Annotated in this window: 23 protein-coding genes; 18 read left to right on the forward strand and 5 right to left on the reverse strand. The window is 71.6% G+C overall.

All coding sequences use genetic code 11. From position 1 onward, the window contains the following. Positions 1 to 14 precede the first annotated feature (14 nt). Positions 15 to 335 carry a DUF6087 family protein gene (locus ACIOJE_RS23765; protein WP_400778613.1) on the reverse strand — a complete coding sequence of 107 codons (321 nt, stop codon included), beginning with the start codon at positions 333 to 335 and terminating at the stop codon, positions 15 to 17. 405 nt (positions 336 to 740) lie between these two features. Between ACIOJE_RS23765 and ACIOJE_RS23770 the strand changes: the two genes are divergently transcribed. Continuing rightward, a complete protein-coding gene (locus tag ACIOJE_RS23770; protein WP_400778616.1) occupies positions 741 to 2,321 on the forward strand; it encodes a phosphonate degradation HD-domain oxygenase in 1,581 nt (526 codons plus the stop codon). A gap of 83 nt (positions 2,322 to 2,404) precedes the next feature. Here ACIOJE_RS23770 and ACIOJE_RS23775 read toward each other — a convergent pair whose 3' ends face one another. Beyond that, positions 2,405 to 3,265, reverse strand: a complete 861-nt coding sequence (locus tag ACIOJE_RS23775) for a GntR family transcriptional regulator (RefSeq protein ID WP_400778619.1) — start codon at positions 3,263 to 3,265, stop codon at positions 2,405 to 2,407. A 367-nt stretch (positions 3,266 to 3,632) separates the two neighbouring features. On the opposite strand from ACIOJE_RS23775, the gene ACIOJE_RS23780 reads away from it, so the two are divergent. From ACIOJE_RS23780 to ACIOJE_RS23855, 16 genes are all read left to right on the forward strand, one after another. Next, positions 3,633 to 4,799, forward strand: a complete 1,167-nt coding sequence (locus tag ACIOJE_RS23780; RefSeq protein ID WP_400778622.1) for an ABC transporter substrate-binding protein — start codon at positions 3,633 to 3,635, stop codon at positions 4,797 to 4,799. A 7-nt stretch (positions 4,800 to 4,806) separates the two neighbouring features. Next, positions 4,807 to 5,889 carry an ABC transporter permease gene (locus tag ACIOJE_RS23785; protein ID WP_400778624.1) on the forward strand — a complete coding sequence of 361 codons (1,083 nt, stop codon included), beginning with the start codon at positions 4,807 to 4,809 and terminating at the stop codon, positions 5,887 to 5,889. Beyond that, positions 5,889 to 6,698 carry an ABC transporter permease gene (locus ACIOJE_RS23790; RefSeq protein WP_280678333.1) on the forward strand — a complete coding sequence of 270 codons (810 nt, stop codon included), beginning with the start codon at positions 5,889 to 5,891 and terminating at the stop codon, positions 6,696 to 6,698. The genes ACIOJE_RS23785 and ACIOJE_RS23790 overlap by 1 nt, the downstream gene beginning before the upstream one ends. Positions 6,699 to 6,729: 31 nt before the next feature. Then, the gene (locus ACIOJE_RS23795) at positions 6,730 to 7,812 is read left to right on the forward strand and encodes an ABC transporter ATP-binding protein (protein ID WP_280678129.1); all 1,083 of its coding nucleotides are present in this window, start codon (positions 6,730 to 6,732) and stop codon (positions 7,810 to 7,812) included. 124 nt (positions 7,813 to 7,936) lie between these two features. Then, the gene (locus ACIOJE_RS23800; RefSeq protein WP_280678127.1) at positions 7,937 to 8,611 is read left to right on the forward strand and encodes an HAD family phosphatase; all 675 of its coding nucleotides are present in this window, start codon (positions 7,937 to 7,939) and stop codon (positions 8,609 to 8,611) included. A 7-nt stretch (positions 8,612 to 8,618) separates the two neighbouring features. Continuing rightward, positions 8,619 to 8,939, forward strand: a complete 321-nt coding sequence (locus ACIOJE_RS23805) for a multidrug efflux SMR transporter (RefSeq protein WP_280678125.1) — start codon at positions 8,619 to 8,621, stop codon at positions 8,937 to 8,939. Positions 8,940 to 9,045: 106 nt separating this feature from the next. Next, on the forward strand, positions 9,046 to 9,534 hold the full coding sequence (locus ACIOJE_RS23810; protein WP_400778629.1) for a hypothetical protein: 489 nt from the start codon (positions 9,046 to 9,048) through the stop codon (positions 9,532 to 9,534). A gap of 147 nt (positions 9,535 to 9,681) precedes the next feature. Continuing rightward, positions 9,682 to 9,978, forward strand: a complete 297-nt coding sequence (locus ACIOJE_RS23815) for a hypothetical protein (RefSeq protein WP_280678122.1) — start codon at positions 9,682 to 9,684, stop codon at positions 9,976 to 9,978. Beyond that, positions 9,975 to 11,294, forward strand: coding sequence for a putative T7SS-secreted protein (locus tag ACIOJE_RS23820; RefSeq protein WP_280678120.1), 1,320 nt, complete (start codon positions 9,975 to 9,977; stop codon positions 11,292 to 11,294). Before ACIOJE_RS23815 ends, ACIOJE_RS23820 begins: the two co-directional genes overlap by 4 nt. After that, entirely contained in the window at positions 11,284 to 11,964 is a 681-nt protein-coding gene (locus ACIOJE_RS23825) for a hypothetical protein (protein ID WP_400778632.1), read from the forward strand. Before ACIOJE_RS23820 ends, ACIOJE_RS23825 begins: the two co-directional genes overlap by 11 nt. Then, the gene (locus tag ACIOJE_RS23830; protein ID WP_400778635.1) at positions 11,961 to 12,860 is read left to right on the forward strand and encodes a hypothetical protein; all 900 of its coding nucleotides are present in this window, start codon (positions 11,961 to 11,963) and stop codon (positions 12,858 to 12,860) included. The genes ACIOJE_RS23825 and ACIOJE_RS23830 overlap by 4 nt, the downstream gene beginning before the upstream one ends. A 106-nt stretch (positions 12,861 to 12,966) precedes the next feature. Next, entirely contained in the window at positions 12,967 to 13,299 is a 333-nt protein-coding gene (locus ACIOJE_RS23835; protein ID WP_280678115.1) for a WXG100 family type VII secretion target, read from the forward strand. Positions 13,300 to 13,329: 30 nt separating this feature from the next. After that, positions 13,330 to 14,778, forward strand: a complete 1,449-nt coding sequence (locus ACIOJE_RS23840; protein WP_400778638.1) for a hypothetical protein — start codon at positions 13,330 to 13,332, stop codon at positions 14,776 to 14,778. Positions 14,779 to 14,786: 8 nt separating this feature from the next. Continuing rightward, positions 14,787 to 15,068, forward strand: coding sequence for a hypothetical protein (locus ACIOJE_RS23845; RefSeq protein ID WP_400778641.1), 282 nt, complete (start codon positions 14,787 to 14,789; stop codon positions 15,066 to 15,068). 7 nt (positions 15,069 to 15,075) lie between these two features. Beyond that, positions 15,076 to 15,360, forward strand: a complete 285-nt coding sequence (locus tag ACIOJE_RS23850; protein ID WP_400778644.1) for a hypothetical protein — start codon at positions 15,076 to 15,078, stop codon at positions 15,358 to 15,360. A gap of 346 nt (positions 15,361 to 15,706) precedes the next feature. After that, the gene (locus tag ACIOJE_RS23855; protein WP_400778647.1) at positions 15,707 to 16,000 is read left to right on the forward strand and encodes a hypothetical protein; all 294 of its coding nucleotides are present in this window, start codon (positions 15,707 to 15,709) and stop codon (positions 15,998 to 16,000) included. Positions 16,001 to 16,054: 54 nt separating this feature from the next. On the opposite strand, the gene ACIOJE_RS23860 is transcribed toward ACIOJE_RS23855, so the two are convergent. Continuing rightward, positions 16,055 to 16,186 carry a DUF397 domain-containing protein gene (locus ACIOJE_RS23860; RefSeq protein WP_400778648.1) on the reverse strand — a complete coding sequence of 44 codons (132 nt, stop codon included), beginning with the start codon at positions 16,184 to 16,186 and terminating at the stop codon, positions 16,055 to 16,057. Then, a complete protein-coding gene (locus tag ACIOJE_RS23865; protein ID WP_400778785.1) occupies positions 16,183 to 16,776 on the reverse strand; it encodes a DUF5753 domain-containing protein in 594 nt (197 codons plus the stop codon). Before ACIOJE_RS23865 ends, ACIOJE_RS23860 begins: the two co-directional genes overlap by 4 nt. Before the next feature lie 390 nt (positions 16,777 to 17,166). Between ACIOJE_RS23865 and ACIOJE_RS23870 the strand changes: the two genes are divergently transcribed. Further along, entirely contained in the window at positions 17,167 to 17,763 is a 597-nt protein-coding gene (locus ACIOJE_RS23870; protein ID WP_400778651.1) for a hypothetical protein, read from the forward strand. 139 nt (positions 17,764 to 17,902) lie between these two features. Here the strand turns inward: ACIOJE_RS23870 and ACIOJE_RS23875 are convergent, their stop codons facing one another. Then, positions 17,903 to 18,577, reverse strand: coding sequence for a phosphonatase-like hydrolase (locus tag ACIOJE_RS23875; RefSeq protein ID WP_400778654.1), 675 nt, complete (start codon positions 18,575 to 18,577; stop codon positions 17,903 to 17,905). Between the last annotated feature and the right edge of the window lie 3 nt (positions 18,578 to 18,580).

Genomic DNA, 18,580 nt, shown 5'->3' on the forward strand with positions numbered 1-18,580 from the left:
GGGGGCCGCTCCGTTCACGCGGGCGGAATCGGCCGCCGATGCCGACCAGCCCCCTTCCGCAGCAGCGCCAGAGGCCTGTCCTCCTGCGGCTCGATGAGCTCCCCGTCCCGCCGCACAAGCAGCGGATACGCCTCCGCAAAGTCGTCCGCGACGGCAAGCGGCTGCCAGGCCCGGCCGTCCCACTCGACCACCAGCCGCGGGAGGTCCTCGAAGGGGTGCAGCTCCCGGCGGTCCTCGGGAACGAGCGCCAGCGCGTCACGGGTCCCTGGCGGCCGGTGACGGTCGGCGCGGGCGGCGTACCACTCCACGAGCGGTTCATCGTCGGGAAAGACCACGTTCTGATCCTCCTGCTCAGCGTCGGTCCGAGGGCAGCCCGTTCCGCCCCACCTCCACCGGCGGCTTGCCCTACTTCGGCTCCTGGTTGAGCACCGACAGCCGCTGTGCCGATCGGAGTCGCAGCGCGGCCGGTTCCGCAAGCTGTTTGGTCGCCCGTCTCGCCAGCACTGCCCGCAGATCCGCCCAGAGGCCGAGGAAGTCCCGGCCGCCGAGGTCCGGCGGCAGAGCGGAGCGAAGCGGGGCCGAGCCGCCTTGCGCAGCAGCTTTCGGCCATCGCCTCCCGACACAGTTCCCCCGGCGTTCATCTGTCCGGCACGCCGATCTCACCGGGGACCGGCAGGCTCCGGCCAGGGCGAAGTTGGCTATACAACTCCGCCCGGCAAGCCGCCGAGGAGGAGACCACCATGACCGAGCTGCCGCCGTACTGGCTGCGCGACAACTGCCCGTGCGCCGAGTGCCGGGACCCCCGGAACGGGCAGAAGCTGTTCCAGATCAACGATCTGGAGGAGGGGCTGACGATCTCCGCGAGCACGGAGATCGACGGCCACCTGGAGGTGCTCTGGTCGGACGGGCACCGCTCGCGGTACCCGGTGGCGTGGCTCGACGCGGAGCAGGACGGCGACGGGCGGACGGAGGCCGACAAGCGGCTCTGGGCGGCGGCGGACTTCGCCCGCGGCCTCCCCGAGGCGCAGTGGTCGGCGTACCTGGCGGACCCCGCCGAGCAGGCCGCCGTCCTCACCGCCGTGCGCCGCAGCGGCTTCGCGGTGCTGCGCGGGGTGCCGGCGGTGGAGCGGCAGGTCCTCCGGGTGGCCGGGACCTTCGGGTACGTGCGGGTCACCAACTACGGGGAGCTGTTCGACGTCCGGGTCGAGCCGGACCCGAACAACCTGGCCTTCACCAGCGTCGCGATCGCGCCGCACACCGACAACCCGTACCGGGACCCGGTGCCGACCCTCCAGCTGCTGCACTGCCTGGAGAACTCCGCGACGGGCGGCGACTCCGGCCTGGTGGACGGCTTCACGGCGGCCACGATCCTCCGGGAGGAGGCGCCCGCGGACTTCGCGGCGCTCACCGGCACACCCGTCCCGTTCGTCTTCCGCGACCGCCGCACCGAGCTGCGCGCCGACCGCCCGCTGATCGAGCTGGACGCGCTCGGACGGATCCGCGAGGTGCGGTTCAACAACCGCTCGATCGGCACCCTGCGCGGCACCCCCGAGGAGCTGAACGCCTTCTACGCCGCCTACCGCCGCTTCGCCGCGATCACCCTGCGCCCGGAGCTGCAGCTCACCTTCCGCCTCGACCGCGGCGACTGCCTGATCTTCGACAACTCCCGCCTGCTGCACGCCCGTACGGCCTTCCAGCAGGACGGCCACCGCCACCTCCAGGGCTGCTACGCCGACCTCGACTCCCTGGCGAGCACCCTCGCCGTGCTGCACCGCCGCACCGCCGCCCTGGACGCGATCGCCGAACTGTTCGCGGGCGAGGGCGCCGGGGAGTACCTGGGCGAAGAGGTCACCATGGCCGAGCACATGCTGCAGGCCGCCGCCGCTGCCGAGGCGGCCGGGGCGCCGCCGCACCTCGTCGCCGCCGCGCTGCTGCACGACGTCGGGCACTTCCAGGGCGCCCTGCACGGGCGGGACCTGATGGGAGGCCAGGACAACCGCCACAGCGACACCGGCGCAGACTGGCTGGCGCGCTGGTTCGGCCCCGAGGTGACCGAACCGGTCCGCCTGCACGTGGCCGCCAAGCGCTACCTGTGCGCGGTGGAGCCGGGCTACCGGCAGCAGCTGTCCGAGGCCTCGGAGTACACGCTGCAGGTGCAGGGCGGCCCGATGGACCAGCGACAGGCCGCCGCCTTCGCCGAACTCCCGGGCGCCGCCGACGCGCTGGCCGTGCGCCGCTGGGACGAGCAGGCGAAGGTGGCCGGTGCACCGACGCCGGGCTTCGAGCACTACCGCCCGCTGCTGACCGCACTGATGGGCTAGGGCCCAGAGTCGGGAGGCCCCGCCCGGGCAGGGCTGATGGGCTAGGGCCGAGTCGGGAGGCCCCGCCCAGGCGGGGCCTCCGTTCAGTCCTGTTCCCGCGCGTGCCGCGAAAGCGCCGACGTGGCCAGCGAGTTGTGGATGCTGAACGCCACCGTCCCGGGCAGGTAGCGGTCCTGGGACCACTCCACCGGGGTGCCGGTCGGGTCCGTCGTACGCCGCCGCTCGCGCAGCAGCGGGCCGCCGCGGCGGCAACCGAGCAGGCGGGCGTCCTCCGCGTTGGCGGCCACGATGTCGATGGTGTGGTCGGCGTCGGTGAACAGGATGCCGTGCTCGCGCAGGACCTCGGTGTGCGAGACGACGTCGGGCGGCAGCTCGGCGACGATCTCGCCGACCCGCGGCGGGTAGACGGTGCGCTCGACCATCACGGGCGCGCCGGAGAGGGTCCGCAGCCGGACGGTCACGTACACCTCGGCGCCGGGCTCCAGCCGCAGCTGCTCGCGTTCGGCGGCGTCGGCCGGGCGGCGGACCAGCGAGTCCAGGATGCCGCCGGGCTCCTCGCCCATCGAGTACGCCCAGTGCGTGAAGCTGAGCAGTTCGGAGAAGCTCTGCACCCGGGCGCCCCCGAGCACGACACGCCGGGTGCCGCGGCGGGAGGTGACCAGGCCGTCGGAGCGCAGGACGGCGAGCGCCTGGCGGACGGTGCCGCGGGAGACGCCGTACTGCTCGGCGAGCGCGCCCTCGGCGGGCAACCGGCCGGCCTCGCCGTACGCACCGGTGGTGATCGCCTCACGCAGGTCGGCGGCCACCTTGCGGTAGAGCGCACCGGAGGCGCCTTCCACGACCGGCGCCGGGCGCTGCTCGGCGGCCGGACGCTGCTGGGCCGCAGAGCGCTGCTGAGCCGCCGGGCGCCGCTCGGCCGCCGGGCGCTCGGGCTCAAGTGCCACGTCAGTCAATGTCCCTCCTGGGGCGGTGTCCTACGCAGCCGTACCGGCACGGACAGCCCGACCTTATCCCGCTGCGCCTTTGAAGCATCGCACCGAACGGATCACGCTCCGATGGCCTGATTCCACCGTTCCCGCAGCCGACCCCGGTTCTGGGCCGTCCGTTCACCTTCCCGTCACCGGACTCCGGCGTACTTACCTCCGTCAGCGAAGTTGGCTAGTCAACTCGGACGGTCTCGAACGGCTCCGGATCACTCCGAACGGCACCGGGCACACCAGAACGGCTCCGAACGGCCACTCGCACGATCCCCCGATCAGACAACCCCCGCAGCTCACCCCCTTGCAGTACACCCGATCAGGAGACTGACCCGTGTCCGTGCACCGCGCCCGTTCCGCCGCCTTCGCAGCGGTCTTGACCGCCGCCGCGCTGTCCCTCACCGCCTGCGGCTCCGCCGGCTCCTCCTCCGCGAAGTCCGGCGACGCCGCGGGCGGCAAGAACGCCAAGACCGCCACCTCGGTCGCCGACTTCGGCGGGATGGACGGCCTGGTCGCCGCCGCCAAGAAGGAGGGCAAGCTGCACGTCATCACGCTGCCGCGCGACTGGGCGAACTACGGCAAGCTGATGGACGACTTCAAGGCGAAGTACGGCATCGAGATCGAGGACGAGAACCCGGACGGCGCCAGCCAGGACGAGATCAACGCGGTCACCTCCCGCAAGGGCCAGGACCGCGCCCCCGACGTCCTCGACCTCGGCTCCGCCTTCGCCATCAGCGCCGCCAAGCAGGGCCTGCTGGCCCCGTACAAGGTCGTCGACTTCGACAAGATCCCGGACACCATGAAGGACCCGGCCGGCCTGCGCTACAACGACTACGGCGGCTACATGTCGATCGCCTGCGACGCCAAGAAGGTGGCCGCCTGCCCGAAGACCTTCGCCGACCTGCTGAAGCCCGAGTACAAGGGCATGGTCGCCCTGAACGGCAACCCGACCAAGGCCGGCGCCGCGTTCGGTGCCGTCTACGCGGCCGCGCTCGCCAACGGCGGTTCGCTGGACAACATCCAGCCCGGCATCGACTTCTTCGCCAAGGTCAAGCAGGCCGGCAACTTCAACCCGGTCGAGGTCACCCCGGCGACCATCGAGAAGGGCGAGACCCCGATCAGCATCGACTGGTCGTACCTGAACGCCGGCTACGCCGACAAGTTCAAGGACAAGGGCATCGACTGGCAGGTGTCCATCCCCTCGGACGGCTCCTACGCGCAGTACTACAACCAGGCGATCAACAAGGACGCGCCGCACCCGGCCGCCGCCCGCCTGTGGGAGGAGTACCTGTACAGCGCCGAGGGCCAGAACGGCTTCCTGGGCGGCTACGCCACCCCGGCCCTGTTCGACGCCATGAAGACGGCCGGCACCCTGGACAGCGCGCTGGCCGCCAAGCTCCCGTCGGTCGAGAAGCCCTTCACCACCTTCCCGACCCAGGAGCAGACGGACGCGGCGAAGAAGACCGTGACCGAGAACTGGGCCAAGGCGATCGCGGGCTGACCTGACGATGACCACGGCTCCCACCCCGGTGCCGGCCCCCGCCTCCGCCGCCCAGAGCGGCGGGGGCGCCCCCGGCCCCGCAACCCCCGCCAGCACGGCCGACGCCGCGAAGGCCACCACGGCCACCGCCGCGAACGCCACCGCCACCACGGCCACCGCCGCGAACGCCACCGCCCCCACGACCACCACCTCCGGCGCCAAGGCCTCCAAGGCCTCCAAGGCGCCCCGCCCCGGCCAGGCCCGGACCGGCCGCGGCCGCGCCTGGCTGGCCGCCCTCCCCCTGCTGCTGTTCTTCCTGGTCGGCTTCGGCCTGCCCGCCGTCGCAATCGCCATCGGCGCCTTCACCACCTCGTCCGACGCCCCCGACGGCGGCGGCACCTTCACCACCGACAACCTCACCAACTCGCTGCAGGGCGCCTACTGGACCGCCCTGTGGGGCAGCGTCAAGCTCTCGCTGCTGACCGCGCTGATCGCCACCGTGGTCGGTCTGCCGCTGGCCCAGGCCGTGGCGACGTCCCGGTTCCGGATGTTCCGCGAGGCGGTGATGTCCGCCTCCGGCGTGCTCGCCAACTTCGGCGGTGTGCCGCTCGCCTTCATGTTCGTCGCCACCCTCGGCAACGCCGGTGAGGTCACCAAGCGGTTCGGCCTGACCTCCCACGGCTGGAGCCTCTACACCTTCTCCGGCCTCTCGGTGGTCTACCTGTACTTCCTGGTCCCGCTGATGGTCATCACCGTCACCCCGGCCCTGGAGGGCCTGCGCACCCAGTGGCGCGAGGCCGCGTACAACAACGGCGCCACCGTCGTGCAGTACTGGCGGCACGTGGCGCTGCCGGTGCTGGTGCCCTCGCTGCTCGGCGGCTTCGTGCTGCTGTTCGGCGCCTCCTTCGCCGCGTACGCCACCGCCGAGGCCATGGTGGGCAGTTCGGTGCCGCTGATCTCGATGCAGATCGGCGACGCACTGTCCGGCAACGTCCTGGTCGGCCAGGGCAACCTCGCCCTCGCCCTCGGCCTCGACATGATCGTGGTCGCCTGCCTGGTGATGGCCGTGTACCTGCCCCTTCAGCGCCGGAGTGCCAAGTGGCTCGCCTGATCAACCGCATCCGTCTCGGCCGCGGCCTCGTCCTGCTGCTCTGCGGCGTCTACTTCGCGGTGCCGCTGGCCTCGTCGGTGTACTTCAGCATCGACGACAACAAGGGCGGCACCACCTTCCGCGCCTACACCGACCTGCTGAACGCGCCCGGCTTCACGGACAGCCTGGTGCTGAGCCTGGAGCTGGCCGGCGTCACCGTGGCGGTGCTGCTGCTCCTGCTGGTCCCGGCGATGCTCGCCGCCCGGCTCGGTGCGCCCAGGCTGCGCCCGGTGATCGAGGTGATGTGCTCGATGCCGCTGGTCGTCCCGGTGGTCGCGCTCACCACCGGCATCATCGGTGTGCTGCGCTGGGGCCCGGACTACCTGCAGGACACCCCGCTGTTCCAGACCATCGTGGCCATCCAGGACCCGACGTTCCCGATCGTCCTGGTCGTCGCCTACGTGCTGATGGCGCTGCCGTTCGCCTACCGCGCGCTGGACGCGGGGCTGCGCGGCGTGGACGTCGCCACCCTGGTCGAGGCCGCCCGCAACTGCGGCGCCGGCTGGCTGCGCGCGGTGTTCACCGTCGTCCTGCCGAACCTGCGCAGCGCGCTGCTGAACGCGGCGGTGCTCACCGTCGCCCTGGTGCTCGGCGAGTTCACCACCGCCTCCATCCTCGGTTTCGCCCCCTTCTCGGTGTGGATCAACTCCAACGGCAAGAGCGACGGCCAGATGTCCGTCGCCGTCTCGATGCTCAGCCTGCTGATCGTCTGGGTCGTCCTGCTGCTGATGTCCGCCGTCGGCCGGGGCCGCAAGGCCGCACGGTCCTGAACCACCCCACGCTTTCCAGGAGTTACCAGCCATGACCACGGTTACCGCCCCCGTCACCGGTGTCGCGCTCGCCCCCGGCAGCGCCACTGTCGAGTTCCGGTCCCTCCGCCGCTCGTTCGGCGCCACCACGGCCCTGGACGGCCTGGACCTGACCGTCCACCCCGGCGAACTCGTCGCCCTGCTCGGCCCGTCCGGCTGCGGCAAGACCACCGCGCTGCGGATCCTGGCCGGCTTCGAGCAGCACGACTCCGGCGAGGTCCTGGTCGACGGCCAGGACATCACCGCGATCCCCGCGCACAAGCGCGACGCGGGCATGGTGTTCCAGTCGTACAGCCTCTTCCCGCACCTGACCGCGCTGGACAACGTCGCCTTCGGGCTGCGGATGCGCGGCGCCGGCAAGGCCGAGCGCCGCAAGCGCGCCCAGGAACTGCTGGAACTGGTCGGCCTGCCGCACCGCGCCGAGCACTACCCGCACCAGATGTCCGGCGGCCAGCAGCAGCGCATCGCGCTCGCCCGCGCGCTCGCCCTGCAGCCGCGCGTGCTGCTGCTCGACGAGCCGCTGTCCGCGCTGGACGCCAAGGTCCGGCTCCAGCTGCGCGAGGAGATCCGCCGGCTCCAGCAGGAGCTGGGGATCACCACCCTGTTCGTCACCCACGACCAGGAGGAGGCGCTGTCGATGGCCGACCGGGTCGCGGTGCTGCGCGCGGGCCGACTGGAGCAGTGCGCCGCGCCGTCCGAGCTGTACGGCCGGCCGGCCACCGCCTTCGTCGCCGAGTTCGTCGGCACCATGAGCCGCATCCCGTGCACCCGCACGTCGGAGGGCGTCGAGGTGCTCGGCCGCCGGCACGCGGTGGACGGCGAGCTGCCGGCCGACGGCGAGCTGCAGGTGCTGGTCCGCCCGGAGAACGTCACCCTGACGCCGGCCGAGAACGGCCCGGCCCTGGTGGTCGCCGCGTCCTTCCTGGGCGCCGTCACCCGGCTCACCGTCCGCCTCGACGACGGTACCGAGGTCAAGGCCGACCTGCCCACCGAGGCCACCGCCGCCCTGCCGGCCGGCGCGCGCGCCGAACTCGTGCTGCCGGAGCGCCCGGTGCTGGTGGACCGCCGCGCCTGACCGCCCCGTCCCGGCTCGGCGCCTGACCGCCGTGCCTGACCATCCCGTCCAGGCGGCGGCGCCCGATCGGCGCGCCGTCTGAAACCCTCGTATCTCCACCTGATGAACCACCGAAGGTACCGCCATGCCTGAGACCCCCCTGCCCGCCGCCGTCCTGTTCGACATGGACGGCACCCTGGTCGACACCGAGCAGCTGTGGTGGCAGACCGCCGCCGAACTCGCCGACGAGCTCCACCACCCGCTCACCGACCGGGACGCCCCCGAGGTGCTCGGCCAGGCCGTCGAGCACACCGCCGCCCACCTGCACCGGGTCAGCGGCACCACCCTCTCCGAGGCCGAACTCGCCGACCGGCTCGGCGAGTCCTTCGCCGGCAAGGTCGCCGCCGAGACGGTGCCGCGCCCCGGCGCCCTCGCCCTGCTGGCCTCGCTGCGGGACGCCCGGGTGCCCACCGCGCTGGTCTCCGCCTCGCCGCGCCGGGTGGTCGACCTGGTCCTCTCCGCCATCGGCCGGGACTGGTTCGCCGTCACCCTCGCCGCCGAGGACACCGCGCGCACCAAGCCCGCGCCGGACCCGTACCTCGCCGCCGCCGAGCGCCTCGGGCTGGACCCGGTCACCTGCGTCGCCGTCGAGGACACCCCGACCGGGGTCGCCTCCGCCACCGCGGCCGGCTGCGCGGTGCTGGCCGTGCCGTCCACCGCGACGCCGATGCCGGACGGCGCCCGGATCACCCTGCTCGCCAGCCTGGAACAGGCCGACCTCGCCCTGCTGGGGAAGCTCGGCGCCGCTCCGACCGTTTGACGCTGACATGCCCTATCTCCTGCTCTCCCTCGCCATCCTGAGCGAGGTCTGCGCCACCAGTTGCCTCAAGCTCACCGAGGGCTTCACCCGCCTCTGGCCGAGCGTGGGGGTGGCCGTCGGCTACGTGCTGTCCTTCGCCCTGCTGGGGCGCGCGCTCAAGCACATACCGGTCTCGGTCGCCTACGCCGTCTGGTCGGGGGCCGGGACGGCCGCGGTGGCCGGGATCGGCGTGATCGCCTTCGGCGAGTCGCTGGGCCGCCTCCAGTGGCTGGGGATCGCCCTGGTGATCGTCGGGGTGGTCGTCCTCAACCTCAGGAGCAGCCACTGACGTCCTGACGGCCCGTCCGTCCCGAACATGCTGGTCAACTCCCCTTTCGGAGCGGGAAGTCGGGTGGGCCGACTGCCCGCTCCGACCGGTTCGCTACCGTGGCCCCATGACGGATCCCCGCCCCCACCACTACCGCTTCGTCCACCGCGAACTCCCCCGCCAGATCCTCGAATTCGGCCTGCGGCTGACCGTCCCGGACGGCGGCGGCAGCCTCCTGCCCGTCCTCACCGGCATCTGGGACGACCTCGGCCGGACCCTGTCGCCCGAGGACCGCCTGCCCAGCCACGGCCTCGACTGCCGCCACCTGGAGGCCGACGGCCACCCGCTGCTGCTGGTCGTCCTCCCCACCCCGGTCGGCGCCACCGAGGCCCACTTCGTCGCCGCCGTGCATCCCAAGGGCACCAAGGACGTCCGCTACGTGACCCTGGAGCACGCGCTCAGCCCGCTCGACGGCAGCCCCGGCACCGTCCTCGGCGAGTGGTCCGCCGAGGGCCACCTCAACCACGGCCAGGGGCCCTCCCCCGTCGCCGAGCTCTTCGTCGCCGCCGTGGCGAAGCTCGTCACCCCGAAGAAGCGCGGCTTCTGGCGCCGCTGACCCCCGGGGCGGCTGCCCGTCCGGCGGCCGCCGCCCGCCCCGTACAGAACCCGTCAGCATGGCGGAAAGCCGCCGTCAGAACGGATCGCCTGCGTACCGACTGCGGCTATGCTCGGCCGGTCACGCCATCGACACACCGGGGGAGAAGTGGCCGACTTCACGGTCAGCACCGAGTTCCTCGCCAAGCTGGCCAAGGATCTCAAAGGCTGCGGCGACGAGCTCGACCAAGGACTCAAGGCGCTCAAGGAGGCGAGCCGCAGCGGACTGGGCTACGACTTCCTCGACGAGGCCTGCGGGCACTTCCAGAGCAAGTGGGAGTACGGGCTCAAGAAGGTCCGGGAGTGCGTCAAGGTGCTCGACGAGGGGCTGGAGAAGGTGCAGCAGACCTACGACGGCACCGAACAGAGCATCACCAAGGCCCTCACCCCGGCGGGGCAGTCGTGACCGACCCCGCGCCCGACTGGTCCGGCCTCGGCTTCAACCCGGCCCCCGGCGACGCCGCCGCCGTCACCGGCCTCAGCGGGAGCCTGCGCCGGGTCGGCCAGCACCTGACCGACGTCCACACCACGCTCTCGCAGCTCTCCGCCAACCAGGGCCAGTGGACCGGCGAGGCCGCCAAGTCCTTCGCCGGCCAGTTCGGCAAGCTCCCCACCTACCTGCAAGACGCCGCCGACTCGATCACCGCCGCCTACCAGGCCCTCGACGTCTGGTACAAGGCGCTGACCGAACACCAGCCCAAGGCCGCCGAGTTGGCCCGCGCCGCAGTCGCCGCCAAGCAGCAGAAGGAGCAGGCCGACCAGGCGCACACCGCCGCGGCCGCCGCCCCCGACCTCAAACTCGCCGGACAGACCTTCCCCGACGACGCCGGCCTCGCCGCCGCCGAACAGCGCTACACCAAGGCGAAGAACCATCTGGACGCGGCCGCCAAACTCGTCAGCAGCGCCGCCGCCGACCTCACCGGCCTTCAGAGCCAGGCCCACGAACTCGCCGAAGGCCACAAGGCGGACGCCCGCAAGACGGCCGACGCCATCCGCAAGGCCGCCGACAGCAAGGCCCCACCGGAGCCCGGCTGGCTCAGCAAGGTCGGCAACTGGCTGAAGAACCACGGCGCGGACATGCTGACGGTCGCGGCCGGCATCTGCGGCGTCGCGGCGATCTTCTTCCCCGCCTTCGCGCTGCCGGCCATCCTGCTGAGCGCCGCCGCGGCGGGTACGCACGCGACCAAGTACGCCCTTGAGGGCAAGCTGTTGCCGCCGCAGAAGAACATCAGCAACTGGCTGACCCTGGGCGGCGACGTGCTCGGCGCGATCCCCGGGGTGGGCGTCGCCAAGTCCGGCTTCACCGCCGCCCGGGAGGCGAGCGCCGCCGGCGCGGGCGTCCGTGGAGCCGTGAGCGCCGGAACGACCGAGGTCCGGACCGCCGCCCGCGCCGTCGACCCGGCCAACCCGATCTTCACCACCGCGATCGAGAAGCCCGCCATCACGCTCGGGGTCTCCAAGGCCACCGCGATGAACGTCTCCGATGGCGTCCAGGCCGTCACCACCGTCGGGCTCAACGCCCCGACGGCGTACGCCCTCACTCAGGACAACCCGAGCGACGGCCTCACCAGCGCCGTCAACTACACCACCGGCGGCAACAGCGTCATCGGGTCGGTCGGCGTCGGCACCGGCGGCGGCAAGGCCAACGCCGTCATCGGCACCGTGTCCACCGTCGGCAACCTGCTCGGCATGGGCGGATGGGCGGCCGGCTATGGCCGTTGAGACCACCGAGGTTCCGCCGCTCTGGCTCACCCTGCCCGCAGGCTTCACCACCCTCGACCTGGACGAGGACCTCGGCGACCGGATGGCCCGCACGGCGGAGAGCCTGGACGCGGCCTTCCCCGGCGCCCGGCCCGAGCAGAAGCTCAGCACCGTGATCGCCGCCGAGACCGCCTTGCAGGCCCAACTGCGCGAGGGCGCCGTCCACGTCTCCAGCTGCCTGGTCCGGGCCGAGGACGACGAGCCCATCCACGGCATGCTCACCGTCTTCGTCCGCCCGCAGGACCTCGGCGCGCCCGGCAGCTACCCCGCCCGGGTCGCCGAACAGCTGGCCGAGGCCTGGCCGGACGCCGACGTCGGCGTGGTGGAACTGCCGATCGGCCGCGCCGCCCTCGCCGCCCGCGACCTGTCCGTCCCGGTGCCCGGCGCGGTGTTCGGCGTGCCCGAGTCCACCGTCAACACGGTGCGCCAGCTCGAACTGCTGATCCCGCACCCGTGGAGCCCGCACGTGGTCGCCGCCGTCTTCACCACCGAGGACCTCGAGTACTGGGACGAGTGGCTGCCGCTCCTGGCCACCGCGTTCCGCGGCATCGCCTTCCACCCGCCCCGGAACGAGAGCGCCGACGCGCTGCCGCCCCACCAGTGGGACAACATCCGAAAGGCCTTCGGATGACGGCCACCACCGACTCGGCTCCGCCGAAGGCCGAACCCCGCCGGGGCTCTATCCCGCTGACGATCGCCCTGGCGATCGCCGCGCCGCTGTCGATCGTCGGCCTCACCGCCGCCTACGGCGCCTACGGCTGGCCCGCCGGCCTCGCGGTCCTGGTGCTTGCCACCGCCGTCCTGTCGACAGGCCTCGGCCGACTGGCCGGCGGGACCCGCGGCTGCCTCGCGGCCCTGCTCGTCCCGATCGCGCTCCTCGTCGCGGCGTCCGCGACGAGCAACGTCCGCGCCGACCTGGTCCTGAGCTCCGGGCCCACCGTGACCGCCCGCGTCGTCGACAAGGAGCGCACCGCCGGGACGCGCGACCCTTCCTGGGACTACAGCCTGGCGTCCGTCGACGGCTCCCCCGTGCCCGGCGGCCGCCTCAACCAGCGCGACCAGTCCCTGCGGGTCGGCGACCAGGTCACCGTCCGCTTCGACCCCGACGGCACCGCCCGGCCCAAGCGCCCCGAGCAGCTCGACCTCGGCACCGACCTCTTCTGGGCCGTGGCCGTCCTGCTCGCCGCCGCCCTCGCCGTGGCCTGCCTCGGCCTCTCCAGCCGCCCGGCCGGCCCGCTGCGGGACCGCCTCGCCGCCCGCTCCCGCACCGGCCGCGAACGGGCCGGCCGCCTCGGCGCCGCCCGTACCGCACTCGCCTGGAGCGCGGTCACCGCGCCCTGGCTGCTGGCCTACCTGCTCGCCCGCCAGTACGTCGGCAGTCCGCTGACCACCGGACTGTTCGCGCTGTACGTGCTCGCCGTCACGGCCTGCTCCTGCTGGCTCGTCACCGACAAGAACACCGTCAAGCCCGGCGTCACCGTCCTCGCCACCGGCTCCGCCTGGTTCGTCCTCACCCTCTTCCTCTGATGCGTGACCCAGCTCACACCAGCTTGCTGAAACCTCGTCATCCGCCCCACCGTCTCACCCCTCGCACTTTCCGACACACTGACGGTCACGCACGGGGGATGACACCATGGCGGATGACGGACCGAAAGCCGGCGGCCCGGAGTTCAAGATCCGGCCGGGGGACCTGAAGGCGGCCGCGCCGACCTTCGAGACTCAGAGCAAGGCGCTCAAGGACGCCCTCGACAAGCTCAAACACAGCCTCGCCGACGCCGGCAGCCCGTGGGGCGACGACAAGCAGGGCAAGGAGTTCGCCCAGGCCTACAACGGCCCGCACGACCACGTGCTCTCCGCACTCGACACCCTGGTCAAGGGGCTCACCAGCATCCACGACGGGCTGAACGCCCACGCCGACAACCACACCGACGCCGACAACCACGTCCGGAAGAACCTGACGCCGTGATCGGCCGCCCTGCACGGAGGGAGTCGGCGCATGGGTGAATCCACGGCGGAGAAGATCGTCCGCAAGGTCACCGGCATGTGGTGGCCCGACGCCGACCCGGACAAGCTCCGCACGGTCGCCGCCGCCTGGGACACGATGGCCACCGCCATCGACAACGTCACCGCGCCCACCAACCAGGCCGCCGCCGCCATCGTCGCCAACAACCACGGCCCCGCCATCGACGCCTTCGGCAAGTTCTGGGGCAACTACTACGGCGGCAAGGACAGCGCGGGCCAGGGCAAGGGCTGGCTCCCCGACGCCGCCGCCGTCTGTCGCGCCCTCGCCAAAGCCCTGCGGGCCTTCGCCGACGAGGTCGACAAGGCGCTCAAGAAGCTGAAGGAGGAGGCCGCGATCGTCGGCGCCACCCTGGTCGCCGGCACCGCCCTCGCCTTCTTCACCGCCGGCATCTCCGAAGCCGCCGCCGGCACCGCCGCCGCGGGCATCATCGCCACCGCCGCAGGCCTCGGCGTCGCCGTCTCCGAAACCATCGCCACCATCGCCGCCACCGTGCTGGTCGGCGCCGCCTTCGGCGCCGTCGAGGCCATCACCGTGGACATCGCCGTCGCCCAGCCGGTCCGGATGTCCTTCGGCGACGGCGGGTTCAGCCTCACCGAGGCCGTCGACTCCGCCGAGACCGGCGGCATCATGGGCGGCGCCGGCTCCGCCCTCGGCGCCGGCGGCCGCGTCGTCGCCACCGCCGCGGAGGTCTCCGACAACGCCTCCGTCGCCCTCGCCGCCGCCGGCAAACTCGCCGGCGCCGCCGACACCCTCCCCGGCCGCATGGTCACCGGCGCGGGCCTCACCTACGGCTACGACGCCACCTTCCAGACCGGCCCGGTCATGCCCCTCGACCTCGTCCTGGGGGCCGTCGGCGGCGCAACCGGCCCGAGCGGCAAGGGCGTCGACACCGCGAAGCGGATCGCCGACCTCAGCGGCGAGGGCCACGCCCCGGGCCGCCACGTCAGACCCGACGACACCGCCCTGCAGACCAGGCTGGGCACCACGATCTTCAATCAGGACGGCACCCCCAGGGTGTACGGCCCGACCTCGGTGAACGCCGGCCACGTGAAGTCACGGGACCACATCGACCCCTTGACCGGCACCACGGCGGACGGCGAACACGGCGGCGTCCACAAGTGCGGACCCTACGCGACCCGTTACGAAGATCCGGCGGACATGGTCACGGTCGACAAATACATGCGCAAGTACATCCGGGAGCACGGCGGCCCGCCCAGGGATCCAGTGCCCATCGAGGACATCCTGGGCCCGGACGGGCACAAGCACTTCACCGGATTCTACAAGGACCCGCAGAATCCAAGCCAGTATCTGCCGGTCGATTTCGAAGGCGGGGAGGTTGTCGCCATCTACAGACAAGACGCGAACGGCCACTACGATCTGGTGACGTCGTACGCCAACCCCGCGCGCGGAAAGCACCCGTAAGGAAACCTATGGACCCCGATCTCGCCGGATTCATGCGCATGTACCTCAGCGTCGAAGTCGCCTACAGCACGCTGGCCAGTCTCAAAGGAACCATCCGGTCAGCGAGCTGGTGCGACGACGTGCAGCAGAGGTTCGGACGAATGCTCGCCGAACGGAACATGACCCGGGGCGAATACTGCGAGAACACCTGGATCGATTTCGATACCGACGAGGAGATGTACGAGTATCTGGAGAAGCTCCACGCCTACCTTTTCCTCGACCAAGGTGATTTCCCTCTCCCCCCCGACTGAGGAATCCGTGGACCCATATCTGGCAGGATTCTTCGAGTCCTATCTCAACATCGAGACCGCGGGCTATGTAGCGAGCCTCAAACGGACTATCGCGGTCTCAAGCCCTGCCTGGCGTGAGCGACTGAAGGAGATCTTCGAACAACTTCTCACGGAACGGTCCACCACTGCAGGCAGGTTCTGCGACTTCACATTCATCGAGTTCGAGACCGACGACGACATGTACGTCTACCTGACGAAGGTCCACGCCTACCTCTTCCTCGACGCCGAGGAAGTCCCGATCCCGCCCGATTGAGGCTCCCGCACCGGAGGGCGGTTCCGGACCCGTCGGGGCCGCCCAACCGCTCCGAACTACGCGAGCACAGCGCCTCGACGTCCGTGGGAAGAGTTACGGGATCGAGGTTCGCCCGCTCCGATCGCCGACGACCTCTCGAATCTCGATGTTCTGGTCGACGCGATCAAATCCCATCTTCGCGCGAAAGGTCACGACATCAAGTGAGTTCCGACGCTGTGCAGTCGATGGTTGATCGCCTCAGCCTCGCTGATGCCCGGGTCGATGTCGGTTTCGAGCGGCAAGAGCGCCGACACCGCCCCGTAGGTCCTCCCGGGCGCCACGCCAACCCCGTACAAGGGAAGCATCCGTGAGGACAATGATGGACCGCCGGCTGGCAGGATTCTTCGAGCAGTACCTCAACATCGAAATGGCCCACGGCTATCTGGCCCGTCTCAAGTGCACGATCCGGGGATCTGGTTGGTGCGGGGACGTCCAGCAGCGATTCGAGCGGATGCTCACGGAGCGGAACATGACGCGGGGCGAGTTCTGCGAGACCACGTGGATCGATTTCGAGACCGACGAGGAGATGTACGCGTACCTGGAGAAGGTCCACGCCTTCCTCTTCCTCGACCGCGGAGAGGTCCCACTGCCGCCCGACTGAGGCTTCATCATTCGTGGGCGGCCCCGGCCGGGCCGAGGCCGCCCACGCTCCGAACTAGCTGAGCTCGCCGGCCTTGATGCTCGCGACGAGGCCCTGCCAGGCCTCCGTAGTGAACTGGAGGTTCGGGCCGCTCTCGTCCTTCGAGTCGCGGATCGCGACCCCCGAGGACAGCCGCAGCGCCTTCACGCAGTTGCCGCCCTGCTCGCTGCTGTGACTGGACTGGCTGCTTCCTTGAGCATGCTGATCGATCGGTCGTGGCCGGCCGCCGTGCCGATCAGATCGGCCCACGTGTCCTCGTAGCCTCGAACGCGCTCACGATCATCTATCACCGTCGCGGAACCGAGCGCCTCAATATGCACGATCGGGCCGACCTTCGCGTCCTCGAAGCTCAGCATCGTGAACGAGTCCGTCATCGCGGGGTGGAATCCACTGCGGAAGGGAACCACCTGCAACTTGATGTTGGCGGCCGTGGCCAAGCCCGCCAGGTGTTTCAGCTGTTCTCGCATCAGCTCCGGGCCTCCCAACACGCGGCGCAGCACGGCCTCGTTGACGACGACGTTCAGGCGGGCCGGATCAACCTCCCGCGTCAGGATCGCCTGCCGCTTGAGCCGGATCTCGACTTGCCGATCGATCTCCTCCTGCGGCCGACGCGTATGCCGCAGCAACTCCCGCATGTACGACTCCGTTTGGAGCAATCCCGGCACATACTCCGACTCGTACGTCCGGACATGCGCGGCAGCGTTCTCAAGCCCCAGCCACGCCGAGAAGCCCGGCAGGAGTCGTCGAGGTGCGGGGCGACTTGGCCACGCTCTCCTACCAGGGCGTCCTCCGCCTGCGCCGCCTGCACGAGATCACCCCCCTGGACAGGCGGTGACGACGGTCGATGAGCGCACCGAACCCCGCCACCCCCCGCCTTGGCGACGTCCTCCACGATCGCAGGACCAGACGTACCGGCGTCCTCATGGACGTCATCGGCGGCCGCTACTACCTCCGTCCGCTGCGCGGCGAATATCCTCTTCCTCCTGATTCGTCTGCCTCGGCCCGGTCCCCATCACCCGCGCCGTCACAGCCGTCATCCGGCGCCGCCGACGGTGACACCCCGCCGGAAGACACTCACGAGCGCGGCGTAGCGTTCCCCCCGATCGCACGTACGACGGGGGGGCACCATGGCCTGGCTCAGGAAGTACCGAGGGACGGCCGCGCTGGTGCTGGCCGTGCCGGTGGGGACGTGCGGGCTGGTGCTCGCGGGCACCTACCTCAACGGGTTGGCGGCCGCGGCGCTCGGCCTGGTGCTGGTGGCCGGGTGGACGGTGGGCATGGTCCGGCTGACCGGGCGGCTGTTCGGCTGCTTCGTGGCGTTCTTCGCCGTCGTCCTGGGCGGGGCCACCACCGCGGCGGTGTCCCTCGCCCGGGACGACGTGGTCCTGGGGCTGTCCGGCGTGGACACCACCGCCCGGGTCACAGCGGAACGGGACCACCCCGAGGGCAAGCATCCGAGTTCGACATACGAGGTGGCGGGCGAGGACAGCACAGCGCTCGGCGAGCTGGTCCTGAACCTGCACGCGCTCGCCGTCGGCGACCGGGTGACCGTCCGCTACGACCCCGCGGGCCGGGCGGCGGCGCACCGCCCGGAGGACCTCCGCCTGCCCCGGGATCTCGCGATCGCCGTCGGCCTGAACGCCGCGCTGATGCTCGCCGTGGGCTGGCTGGGCCGCGAAGCGACCCGGAGGCGCAGCGGCATTCCGGCCGGCCCCTCGGCCTGACCCGCCCCACGGCCTGATCGGCCCCAAACCCCCGCTCACCATCGACCAGCTGCGCGGCATCGCGCTGAGCCCGCACGGGAACCGGTGAACCGGGAGCAGGAAGTCGGCCGGGCCAACTTCCTGCTCCGACGGCGGCCGGTCAGCCCAGCAGGCCCGGCAGTTCCGCCACCGAGCCGAGCACGTGGGTCGCCCCGTCGGCGCGCAGGCGGGCCTCGTCGTGGGCGCCGGTGAGGACGCCGGCGACGACCGACGCGCCCGCCCGCACACCGGTCAGCATGTCGTAGCCGGTGTCCCCGGCGACCGCGATCTGCCGCACCGAGTCAACCCCGGTGCGCAGCAGCGCGGTGAGCGCGAGGTCCGGGTACGGGCGGCCGCGGCCGGCCTCGGCGGGGCAGAGGGTGAGGTCGGCGATGGACTGCCAGCCGAGCGCGGTGAGGATGCGGTCCTGGGTGGCCCGGGAGAAGCCGGTGGTGAGGACGACCTTCCGGCCCTGGCCGCGGAGTTCGGCGATGGCCTCGGCGGCGCCGGGCAGGGCGGCGCAGTGGCCGGCGTCGACGAGGTCGTGGTAGGCGGCCTCGAAGGCGGTGTTGGCCTGCTGGGCCTTCTCCTCCTCGCCGAACAGGTGCCGGAAGACGGAGATCTTGGACTCGCCCATGGTGGCGCGCACGTGCGCCAGCATGGGCTCGTAGGCGGGGCTGCCGGCCTCGACGCCGAGCGTGGCGGCGGCGGCGCCGAAGGCCTGCTCGACGAGACCGTCGTCGGCCACGGTGGTGCCGGCCATGTCGAGGACGACCAGGCGGATATCAGGAGACATGTC

Source organism: Kitasatospora sp. NPDC087861, assembly GCF_044742585.1.
Lineage (GTDB): Bacteria > Actinomycetota > Actinomycetes > Streptomycetales > Streptomycetaceae > Kitasatospora.